This window comes from Leptolyngbya sp. FACHB-541, assembly GCF_014695875.1.
In the GTDB taxonomy this organism is placed as follows: Bacteria; Cyanobacteriota; Cyanobacteriia; order Elainellales; family Elainellaceae; genus JAAUTN01.
In genome coordinates this window covers 229147-240752 of sequence record NZ_JACJPC010000027.1, presented here as the reverse complement: position 1 = coordinate 240752, position 11606 = coordinate 229147, and the positions used below count along the sequence as shown (strand labels likewise).

The window sequence follows — 11606 nt, the reverse complement described above, 5'->3', positions numbered from 1 at the left end:
TCTAAAGCTTCATCGGCGAAGCTCCAGGGTTTATATCATTAGACTCAAAGCTTCGTTTGTGAACCTTGGAGGTTCATTGGCAGACCTCAAAGCTTCGTCAAAGCTTCGTCAATTCATCTAATACCCATTCACAGCAATTTCTACTTTTATAAGCCACAAACCCACGGAGGGGTGGTTCGCGAACCGCCCCTCCCGAATCATTAGCCTTCGATCGCCATCCCTCGTCCCTACCGATACAGCCAAACTCGCAGCAGCGACAGCAGTTGATCCGTGTTGACGGGTTTGGTGATGTAGTCAGATGCGCCCGCTTCAATGCATTTCTCGCGATCGCCCATCATCGCCTTTGCCGTCAGGGCAATGATCGGAAGATCATTGAAACGCTCTTCCTGACGAATTGCCTGCATGGTTTCGTAACCGTCCATTTCAGGCATCATCACGTCCATCAATACCAGGTCAACATCTGACATAGATTGCAGCAGCGCAATGCCATCTCGCCCATTTTCAGCATGAATGATTTGCATTTGATAGCGCTCTAGCACGCTGGTTAGGGCAAAGATGTTGCGGATGTCGTCATCTACAATCAGCACCTTTTTATTGGCGAGGATGGGGTCAGACTTCTGCAACTGCTCTAGCATCTGCCGCTTGGGGGCAGGCAGGTTGGCTTGAATTCGGTGCAGAAATAGAGACGTTTCATCGAGCAACCGTTCGGGGGTGCGGACTTCTCGCACGACGGTCGTTTCGGCAAGTTGCTGAAGTTGAATTTCCTCTTGCGCGGACAGTTCTTTGCCGACGTAGATAACGATGGGCAAATTGGCGTTAGGGGCTTCACGGCGGATTTGCTCCAGCAGTTCTAGACCAGAGATGTCGGGCAAGCCCATGTCTAGCACGATGCAGTCAAAGTGCCCTGATTGCAGTGCTTCGATGGCAGCGGAGCCGCTGCTGACGGCGGTCGTGCTAACGTCACTGTTGCCAATCAGGTCTACGATACTGTGCCGCTGCATTTCATCGGCTTCGATCAGCAACAGATGCTTGACTGGACGATCAATGAAGCTCTTGATGTCGGTCAGCGCATTTGACAGAGATTCACTGCTGACGGGCTTTTGCAGGTAGGCGATCGCCCCTAGCTTCAAGCTCTTGTGCTTCCCTTCCTCGACCGACATCATGTGAACAGGGATATGGCGAGTCTCAGGGTCACGCTTTAGCCGATCGAGTACCGTCCAACCGTCCATCACAGGTAGACGAATATCGAGCATGATCGCAGCGGGCTTAAACTCTTTCGCGAGCATCAGTCCTACGTCGCTGCGGCTGGCGGCGATGCCCTTAAAGCCCTGCGATCGCGCCATGTCGAGTAAAATTCGGGCAAAGTTGAGGTCGTCTTCAATCACCAGGAGAACGCGATCGCCCGGTTCGATGTTGCCTCGATCGTCTTCGATATCGGCGGCAGGCAAGCTACTGGTGCCAGAAAGCGATAGGCTTGTTAGTCCGCTAGAGCTGATAGAGGTGGTTACCAACTCAGCGTTTCTGAGGGTTCTGGTGATGGGGTCCTGGGGCTTGTCCTCTGGGCTTACATAGGTCTGGGGTAAATAGAGGGTGAATGTGCTGCCCTGCTCCGGTTGGCTGACTAGAGAAATTTCTCCGCCTAGCATCTGAGCAATTTCTCGGCTAATCGATAGCCCCAACCCTGTGCCGCCATACTTGCGGCTGGTTGTGCCATCTGCCTGCTGGAAGGCCTCAAAGATCAGGCGTTGCTTTTCAGGGGCAATGCCAATGCCCGTGTCGGTAACTGAGAAGGCAATTACTGAGTTAGCTCTAGAGAGGGGCGATCGCTGAGAACTCCAGCCCTGACTCACCACCCCAACCCGCAGACACACTTGCCCTTGCTCAGTAAATTTGAAGGCGTTAGACAACAGGTTCTTCAATACTTGCAAGAGTCGCTTGGGATCGGTGTAAAGTGCCGAAGGTAAGTTTTCGGCGAATTCAATCGAAAACTCCAGCTTTTTGTCCTGGGCCACTTGTCGAAAGGTTCGCTCAATCTGGTCGCGCAGATCGTTAAAGTGAATCTGGCTGACATCCACCGACATAGTGCCAGATTCAATTTTTGCCAGGTCGAGAATATCGTTGATTAAGCCAAGTAGGTCGTTGCCAGAAGAGTAGATGGTGCGAGCATAGTCAACCTGTTTACTGGTGAGGTTGCCGTCATTATTCTCAGTCAGCAGCCGCGCCAAAATCAGCAGACTATTTAGCGGGGTGCGTAATTCGTGGGACATATTAGCCAGAAACTCAGACTTGTACTTTGAGGTCATGGCAAGCTGTTCAGCTTTTTCCTCTAAAGATTGTCGAGCCTGTTCAATCTCGCTGTTTTTACGCTCCACTTCGCGGTTTTGCAGTACCAGCAGTTCAGCTTTTTCTTCTAGCTCCTCATTGGTTTGCTGAAGCTGTTCTTGCTGGCTCTTCAGCAGTTCTTCCGATGCCTTGAGTGACTGAGCCTGTTGCTCTAGTCGCTTGTTGGTGTCGGTTAGCTCCTTTTGCTGGCTCTGGAGTTCTTCGGTCAGAGATTGGGACTGCTTCAGCAGTTCCTCGGTTCTCATACTGGCGGCGATCGTGTTGAGTACGATCGCAATACTTTCGGTGAGTTGGTCAAAGAAAGTGAGGTGAATTTCGCTGAAGCGGCGGAAGGAAGCTAGCTCAATTACAGCCGTTACCTGCCCTTCAAATAGAACGGGCAGAACCACCAGATTCAGCGGTGAAGCTTCCCCTAAACCCGAACTGATCTTGACGTAGTCATGAGGTACTTCGGTAATCAAGATCCGCTCTTTTTCTAAAGCGCACTGACCCACCAGTCCTTCACCCAGGTGGAAGCGATTGGCTAGATGCTTGCGCTCTCGGTAAGCGTAGGTGCTGAGCAGCTTCAGGCAAGCTTCTTGCTGTTCGCCACCGTCCATCAAGTAGAATACGCCGTGCTGCGCCGATACCAGGGGAGCTAGTTCCGACAGAATTAGCTTGGACACTGTTTCCAGGTCGCGTTGCCCCTGCAACATGCGAGTGAACTTAGCCAGGTTGGTCTTGAGCCAGTCTTGCTCGGTGTTTTTCTGCGTCGTCTCGCGCAGGTTGGCGATCATCTGGTTGATGTTGTCTTTGAGGATCGCCACCTCGCCTTCTGCGGCAACGGAAATCGACCGGGTTAAGTCGCCCTTGGTCACAGCAGTTGCTACTTCGGCGATCGCTCTCACCTGTGTGGTCAAGTTTGCCGCCAGTTCGTTCACGTTGTCGGTCAGGTCGCGCCACGTACCTGCCGCACCAGGAACCTTTGCCTGACCACCCAGTTTTCCTTCAATCCCTACTTCCCGCGCCACCGTCGTTACCTGGTCAGCGAAGGTCGCCAGCGTATCGATCATCTCGTTGATTGTGTCTGCCAGGGTTTCGATCTCGCCCTTCGCCTCCAGCATTAGCTTTCGCTTCAGGTCGCCGTTTGCCACCGCCGTCACGACTTTCGCGATGCCTCGCACTTGGGCGGTGAGGTTGCCTGCCATTGAGTTCACCGAGTCGGTCAGGTCTTTCCAGGTTCCGGCTACACCGCGCACATCTGCCTGACCGCCCAGAATTCCCTCCGTGCCTACCTCTTTTGCCACCCGCGTTACCTCAGAGGCAAAGGAATTTAACTGATCCACCATCGTATTGATCGTGTTTTTCAGTTCGAGGATTTCGCCCTTTACATCCACCGTAATTTTCTTCGACAGGTCGCCGTTCGCCACCGCTTTGGTCACTTCGGCGATGTTTCGTACCTGCGCTGTTAAGCTGCCTGCCATGAAGTTCACGGAGTCAGTCAGGTCTTTCCAGATACCCGCTACACCGCGCACATAGGCTTGCACACCCAGCTTGCCTTCTGAACCTACCTCGCGCGCCACCCTGGTTACCTCAGAAGCAAAGCCGCTCAACTGATCCACCATCGTGTTGATCGTGTTTTTCAGCTCGAGGATTTCGCCCTTTACATCCACCGTGATTTTCTTCGACAGGTCGCCGTTCGCCACCGCTGTCGTGACTTCAGCGATGTTCCGCACTTGCGCGGTCAAGCTGCCCGCCATCGAGTTCACCGAGTCGGTGAGGTCTTTCCAGGTTCCGGCTACTCCTCGGACTTCGGCTTGCACACCCAGTTTTCCTTCTGTTCCCACCTCTCGCGCCACCCGCGTTACCTCAGAGGCGAAGGAGTTTAACTGATCAACCATGATGTTGATCGTGTTTTTCAGTTCAAGAATCTCACCTTTCACATCGACGGTGATTTTCTTGGACAGGTCGCCGTTCGCCACCGCTGTCGTGACTTCGGCGATGTTCCGCACCTGCGCCGTCAAGCTGCCTGCCATAAAGTTGACGGAGTCGGTGAGGTCTTTCCAGGTTCCGGCTACACCGCGCACGTCTGCCTGCACACCCAGCTTGCCTTCTGAACCCACCTCTCGCGCCACCCGCGTTACCTCTGAGGCAAAGCCGCTTAACTGATCGACCATCGTGTTAATCGTGTCTTTCAGTTCAAGAATTTCGCCTTTGACCTGAACAGTAATTTTCTTGGACAGGTCGCCGTTCGCGATCGCTGTCGTGACTTCGGCAATATTTCGCACCTGCGCCGTCAAACTGCCCGCCATTGAGTTCACACTGTCGGTCAGGTCTTTCCAGGTTCCGGCTACGCCTCGGACTTCTGCTTGTACACCCAGTTTCCCTTCCGTTCCCACTTCTCGCGCGACCCGGGTTACCTCCGAGGCAAAGGAGTTGAGCTGATCCACCATCACATTGATCGTGTCTTTTAGCTCCAGAATCTCGCCCTTCACATCCACGGTGATTTTCTTCGACAGGTCGCCGTTTGCCACCGCTGTCGTGACTTCCGCAATGTTTCGTACTTGCGCCGTCAAGCTGCCTGCCATCGAGTTCACCGAATCGGTGAGGTCTTTCCAGGTTCCGGCGACACCTTTTACATCTGCCTGTACACCGAGTTTCCCTTCCGTTCCTACTTCTCGCGCGACCCGCGTTACCTCCGAGGCAAAGGAGTTGAGCTGATCGACCATCACGTTGATCGTGTCTTTTAGCTCCAGAATTTCGCCTTTCACATCTACTGTGATTTTCTTGGAGAGGTCGCCGTTCGCGATCGCCGTCGTGACTTCAGCAATATTCCGCACCTGCGCCGTCAAGCTGCCCGCCATGAAGTTGACGGAATCGGTCAAATCTTTCCAGGTTCCGGCAACGCCTCGGACTTCTGCCTGTACGCCGAGTTTGCCTTCTGTCCCAACTTCTCGCGCGACCCGCGTTACCTCAGAGGCAAAGGAGTTGAGCTGGTCCACCATCACATTGATCGTGTCTTTCAGCTCTAAGATTTCTCCTTTCACATTTACGGTGATTTTCTTGGAGAGGTCACCGTTGGCGATCGCCGTTGTGACTTCGGCAATATTTCGCACCTGCGCCGTCAAGCTGCCCGCCATTGAGTTCACACTGTCGGTGAGGTCTTTCCAGGTTCCGGCAACGCCTTCCACTTCTGCCTGTACACCGAGTTTGCCTTCGGTGCCCACCTCTCTAGCTACCTTCGTCACCTCAGAGGCAAAGGAATTGAGCTGCCCCACCATCGTGTTGACGATTTGCGCGGTTTGTAGGAATTCACCTCGCAGCGGTCGTCCCTCAATTTCAGTGGCGATCGACTGTGACAAGTCACCACTAGCAACCGCCCGGATTACACGGGTGGTTTCCTCCATAGGCTGCACCAGGTCAGTAATTAAGGTATTGACCGACTCAACACACGCTGTCCAGGAACCTGTGGCATTGCCCAAAGAAGCTCGCTGGTCAATCTTGCCCTCTTTGCCCACTACCGTACTGACATGCTCCAACTCCTGAGCCATGCGCTGATTCATTTCTATGATTTCATTCAGCGTGTCAGAAATCTTTCCAGAAATGCCCGTTTGGTCATTAGGCATTCTTACCGAAAAGTTTCCTTTCTTTACCTCAGTCAGCACTCTTAAAAGTTGCTTGGGGTCAAGATTGTCAGTGTCACTGTTGGCTGTCACGGTCGGCATGGCTTAATCCTTATTAAGACGTGAGGCAAATTAAGTGAGAGTAGCAAGGAGATTAATGCACCTGAGGTTGAAACGTGAGGTTACAACAATGACCCATGCTAACTGGAAAGCGTTCCTACTAAGACACTTTTCCAGTTCTTCGATTGGTTCGGTAACATCAATGACATTTCTTGTCTGATCACTGTTGAGCGCGGAGAAATAAAGACTTGTCGGGCAAGTCTCACTCCTCAAATATTATCGGGCAGGAACAGGAAGAAACATCTCTGCCAAAAGATAGATGCCGTTTCTTTCTGTTTTCACTAGTACAGCTCTTTCCACGGAAAAGGGAGGATAAGGGGTTTATTGCTGTGGAAACTGTTTCAACTCCCGTGTTAGGATTCACGAAAAAATTATGGTGAAGGCGGAAGCGTGGTGTGCCGTGTTTCCGCCTTCTTACATAAATTTATTTTGAATTTGATCAACTTAGCGATTATTAACAGTTCTCAAAACATGAACGATTTGGAAAATGACTTAGGCAAGCTGGTTAATGCAGTGGTTAAGGTAATGGTGGCGGCAAGAGAAACCCAGAAAACTGAAGAAGCGATCGCCATCTGCGACGAAATTCGCCGGCTTCCTGATGACCTGGTGACAGAAGTTTTAAACGCAGTCATGCTTAACCTGGTACAAATTGACCCTGCTCTTTGCCGCTGGTTTGTTCTCGATATTTTTTTGCATAATGCTGACCCAGAAGGAAAAGCGGATGTGGCAGAGCGGATCAATCTGTTGATGGCAGACCTCCGAGCTCAATAGCTTGGCTGTAGCCGCTCAGGAACAAAATGGTCACTACCTTAGAAGTAGGTGACAACTACCATTAAGGATAAAATGTCAGAGAGGATACAAAAGTTAAAAACTCATCTGAACCATGCCACACGTATTAATCGTAGATGATGAAGCTCCTTTAAGAGATAGCCTCAGCTACGCTTTACGAAAAGAAGGCTATGACGTTACAACTGCCTCAGACGGAGCAACCGCAATTAAGCAGTTTCATAAGCAAGTTCCCGATGTGATTTTGCTTGACCTGATGCTGCCAGAAGTCGGCGGCATGGAGGTCTGCTGGCGCATTCGGGCCTTTTCTAATGTGCCAATTGTGATTCTCTCAGCCAAAGACCAGGACATTGACAAAACCTGGGGGCTAGAAGCAGGTGCAAACGACTACATCACTAAACCTTTCAACACCAGTGAATTGTTAGCTCGAATTAAAGCTGTATTGTCATGAGTTTGCTGTTGTACTGCGGCAAGTTTAGAGTACTCAGCTAGCTGCGAGGTCTGAATTTTCTATCAGTATGGGTTGAAATCCGTACCACCACTTCAATCTTGAAATGTGGAGTGGGAATGCTGGGCAAGGTATCCCTCTTTATCGTCAAGCATTTCCCACATAAGGACTCCACTACCGATGGACGAATTGCCCTCCTGCCAAAGTCTGCAAGAGCAAGTTGATGCACTGTTGCAATTGCTCAACCAGGAACCTTCGCTGCGATCGCAACAAAACACGACCGCGATTCATACGTCCTTAAGAAAGGCGATCGCCCCCACTTTTGAGATCGTGTTCGCGGGAGCATTTAGCGCCGGAAAATCGATGCTGATCAACGCTTTGCTGGAGCGAGAATTGCTCTACAGCGCTGAAGGGCATGCTACTGGCACCGAATGTCAGATTGCTTATGCAGAACCAGGCAAAGAGCGGGTGGTGTTGACCTTCCTGAGTGAGGCAGAAATTCGAGAGCAGGCAAGCGTCCTTTGTCAGCGATTAGGACTGACTGCATCGGTGAACGTCAATCAAATGGAAGTGGTGGATCTGCTGCGGCGAAAATGCCGGGAAATCATTCACCAGGAAGGTGGAGAGAGTAAGTCAGAACGGGCGAAACAAGCCAGCGCTCTCCATTTTCTGATCGAAGGATTGCTCAACAACCGCGACCACATTAATACGGTCAGCAACACGACCTATTCAATGGAGCATTTCAACTTCTCGACGCTTCAGGAAGCCGCTAGCTATGCCCGTCGAGGCAGCAACAGTGCTGTACTAAAGCGGGTGGAATATTACTGTCACCATGATTTGCTCAAAGATGGCAACATTCTGATTGATACACCGGGAATTGATGCCCCCGTCAAGCGTGATGCTGACTTAACCTATCGCAAAATTGAAGACTCAGATACGTCCGCCGTTGTCTGTGTGCTGAAACCCGCGTCGGCAGGCGATATGACCACTGAAGAAACCGATCTGCTAGAACGAACTCGTTCTAATCCCGGTATTCGCGATCGCCTCTTCTACGTCTTTAACCGCGTCGATGAAACCTGGTACAACACCCAATTGCGGCAGCGACTCGATAACCTGATTCAAGAACAGTTCCGCGATTCTAGCCGCGTTTATAGAACCAGTGGACTATTGGGCTTCTACGGCAGTCAGATTAAAGCAGCAGGAAGGGGCGATCGCTTTGGGCTGGATACCCTCTTTGCTAAGAACGTTCAGGACACTAACGCACACGAAGAAACACCGCAATTTGTCAGCGAGTTTAACCGCTATTGCGCCAGCTCTGGCAAGCTACCCGCCGATCGCTTCCGCATTGATGTCAAAAGCTACGAATCGCCCAACGAAAACTATGTGCGAATTCTCAGCGAACAGGGAGATCCGCTGATTGAGCAACTGATTCTAGACAGCGGCATCGAAGAATTTCGTACCGCAGTAACTCGCTACCTAACTGAAGAAAAGCGCCCTCTGCTGCTGGCAAACCTGGCAGACGACCTGCAGCCGCTCTGCATTAGTTTGCGGAAGTCTTACCTGGAAACCTGGCGAGAATTGGAAAGCCAACCGCAAGACATTGAGGCAATCAAGGAACAAGAACTCAGGCAACTTAGCAAGGAGCTAAAGCAGGTTGGAGATGCGTTCCAGAAAGACATTGAGCGGGAAGTGAATGAGGCGATCGCCAGCGACAGCAACTCTGTCCTGGAGCGCGATTTCCTCAAACTCAAAGCCAGAATGGTTAGCCGTCTAGACGAATTGCTCAACACTTTCTCGGTAGGCGAAGTCCACAAACGGGCTCAGGCAAGCCACAAACGTAACTCCGTTGTGCCACTGTTGGGCATTTTGACCGAGGCTTTCTACTACCTGGCAAACGGGCTAGAAGATGTACTGGTCGAATCTGCCGTTGAGGTCGTCACCAACTTCTTTCATCGGCTCACCGATCGCGTCAAGCAGCAGGAATATTACCGCAACCTCTATCGCCTGCTAGGAAACGACGACAGCATTGAGCGCAACCTGAATCTGCTGCTGGAGCAAGTGAAAAAAGCTGTGGTAAACGAAGCCCGGACGGAGTGCGATCGCTATGTGCGTGAGCGTCCCGAGTTTTACACAGAGGGCACCTGCTCCATGTGGCAACTGCGCCAAACCCTGCAACAGGCTTGCCGGGGTTACGACTACCAAAACATGATTGAAGCTGAACCCGCCATTCGCCAACTGCTCAAGCTCGACTTTGAGCAAAAAGTGAAAGAAACGGTAATGCGCACCTTCCGCCAAACAATTAACCAAACGCTCAACTATCACCTACTAACCAGTGCAAGCCAACAAGCAGAAGCAATCTTGCAGCAGTATGATCAGGCGCGGCTTTACCTCTCTCAAATCCTCGATAAAGAAGCCGAGGAAAAACTCAAAACCAATCGCCGCAAGCAAGCTGAAGTTGAGCAAAAAATTGCGGTCTACAACAAGGCGATCGCAGGCATCAACACCTGCCTCGAATCTATGCATCTCGATCGCAAAAAGCTACCAGAAATTAACGGGTCGGATCTGCTCCTGCCTCTACAAACCCCAGACCTATCTCCTCAGCTAGAAGTCTCAGACGTGCTTGAAGCTAATGTCACTGCTGAAGCGAATGGGGCGATCGCCTCTTTAGCAGAAGCAGAACATCAAAAGCTATTTGAAAAATCAACCCCATAGCTCAAAAAACTGTAGAGGTGCAGCATTCGGTAAATTAACCCTAGAACAAACCAGAAATTTCCGCCCGAATGCTACGCCCTCTCCGGAGAAATTTGCTTCAACTACACTCACCTTTCAAGCATTTATTTGTAACTGAACAAAATTACCATGAGTGAGAAGTTTGAAAAATGAAACTGCGGAAATGACGATGTGTTGGTGTTGGGCGATTCCACATACGAAGTTGGGGAATTTAAGAAAGCAGTAGATTTATCAGTTCTCTGGCAAGCCAGTTTAGCAATGAACTTAAAAGTAAAGGAATTTAAATAGATCTAAAAATTTTAGTTCTCAATAATAGAACTGATGATCATAACAGGTGGTTTGATTCCGGCATAAAATGCGAAATTCTTCAGGTTGGTTCTGACAGTTGGAAAGTAGGAAAGGTTCGAATTAAAGTCGAGGTTGAATTTTATGTAGAAGAGCTTGAATTCTTAGAAGAAGATGAAAGCGATATTTCGGAAACTATTCAGCCAGAATCATCTTTGGACAGCATTCGTCAAATGATAGTTGAAGACAAAGAATAGAATTTTATGCAAGAAACCCAACACCAAGACAACTTTGATCTACTGAACCGTGACGAAGTTTTATCAGTAGAATCTGCTAAACTTTTGCAGTATTTGGATTTGCCGCCAACTCTTAGAGTCACTGAGTTTGTGAAGGCGATCGCCCAACGGTTACTATCTCATGAAGAAGGCCACCTATTCTCACAAGGAATGTCCTGTGAAGTCCTGAAATTTGGTGAACGAAACTGGCAAAAAGGGAAAATTAGAGTCAGCATAGGATTCTGCCTGGATGTCCCTGAATCTCCCCTAGACGACATCCGCCAAACCATCCTCTAGTAGGTTGGGTGAAGCATAGCGTAACCCAACAGAACCAAAATTGTAAAACACTTTCAAGAATGAATCATCACTGAAGTCCCTAGAGGAAAATGAACAGTAAATTCAAAAGACTAGATCAAAATGCAGTAATTTCTTCTAAAGAAAATGTCAGTAGGTTAATCTATCACACCACATTCAAAGTAACAGAGTTACTAGAAGCAATACAAAATCATACTGGAGAACATAAAGAGTGGTTGGGTGAGGGTATGGACTGTGAGGTTTTGAGTTTAAATCAGGGTTGGCAAAAAGGAAAAGTTAGATGGTCTTTAGAATTTTGTCCTGATGAACCCGACTTGACTAATCCTTCAGGAGAAAACGATGAAACAAGTTCTCAACCTGAATCACCGCTTGATGATATTCGACGAACTATTGTTGATTAGGGCGATCGCCATCAGCACGTTAGAACTCTAAATTCTTAATTTCAAGATGAGTAAAACGTCCCGAATTTCGATTCCGTTAGAAGTTAGGAAATACGTGCTGGAACGCGATCAGCACCAGTGTAAAAGCTGTGGTTCTAGCACCAAACTTTCGGTAGATCACATTATTCCGCTTGCCAAAGGTGGTTCCAACGACATCAGCAACTTGCAAACGCTTTGTTGTTCTTGCAATTCGAGTAAGCGACACAAATTTGACCCACGGTTTCGGCGTGGGTTTGATTTTTGAACCTGCTTAATTGCGGGT

The 11606-nt window shown here is 49.8% G+C and carries 8 protein-coding genes; 7 read left to right on the top strand and 1 reads right to left on the bottom strand.

Annotated features, from left to right (window positions below; genetic code table 11):
- Nucleotides 1-227: 227 nt before the first annotated feature.
- Nucleotides 228-6047: a HAMP domain-containing protein gene (locus H6G00_RS04485; RefSeq protein ID WP_190795786.1), complete on the bottom strand. Its 5820-nt coding sequence runs from the start codon at nucleotides 6045-6047 to the stop codon at nucleotides 228-230.
- A gap of 489 nt (nucleotides 6048-6536) precedes the next feature.
- Between H6G00_RS04485 and H6G00_RS04480 the strand changes: the two genes are divergently transcribed.
- From H6G00_RS04480 to H6G00_RS04450, 7 genes are all read left to right on the top strand, one after another.
- Complete coding sequence (locus tag H6G00_RS04480) at nucleotides 6537-6836, top strand: hypothetical protein (RefSeq protein WP_190645620.1); 300 nt, start codon at nucleotides 6537-6539, stop codon at nucleotides 6834-6836.
- Between the two features lie 112 nt (nucleotides 6837-6948).
- The gene (locus tag H6G00_RS04475; protein ID WP_190645619.1) at nucleotides 6949-7302 is read left to right on the top strand and encodes a response regulator; all 354 of its coding nucleotides are present in this window, start codon (nucleotides 6949-6951) and stop codon (nucleotides 7300-7302) included.
- A 177-nt stretch (nucleotides 7303-7479) separates the two neighbouring features.
- The gene (locus H6G00_RS04470) at nucleotides 7480-10011 is read left to right on the top strand and encodes a dynamin family protein (protein WP_190795785.1); all 2532 of its coding nucleotides are present in this window, start codon (nucleotides 7480-7482) and stop codon (nucleotides 10009-10011) included.
- 302 nt (nucleotides 10012-10313) lie between these two features.
- Complete coding sequence (locus H6G00_RS36540) at nucleotides 10314-10571, top strand: KGK domain-containing protein (protein WP_190795815.1); 258 nt, start codon at nucleotides 10314-10316, stop codon at nucleotides 10569-10571.
- Nucleotides 10572-10577: 6 nt separating this feature from the next.
- Nucleotides 10578-10886 (top strand): KGK domain-containing protein, encoded by a 309-nt coding sequence (locus H6G00_RS04460; RefSeq protein WP_190795784.1) that lies wholly within the window; start codon nucleotides 10578-10580, stop codon nucleotides 10884-10886.
- A gap of 89 nt (nucleotides 10887-10975) precedes the next feature.
- A complete protein-coding gene (locus tag H6G00_RS04455) occupies nucleotides 10976-11305 on the top strand; it encodes a KGK domain-containing protein (protein ID WP_190795783.1) in 330 nt (109 codons plus the stop codon).
- A gap of 46 nt (nucleotides 11306-11351) precedes the next feature.
- Nucleotides 11352-11588, top strand: coding sequence for an HNH endonuclease (locus tag H6G00_RS04450; RefSeq protein WP_190795782.1), 237 nt, complete (start codon nucleotides 11352-11354; stop codon nucleotides 11586-11588).
- The last annotated feature ends 18 nt before the right edge of the window (nucleotides 11589-11606 follow it).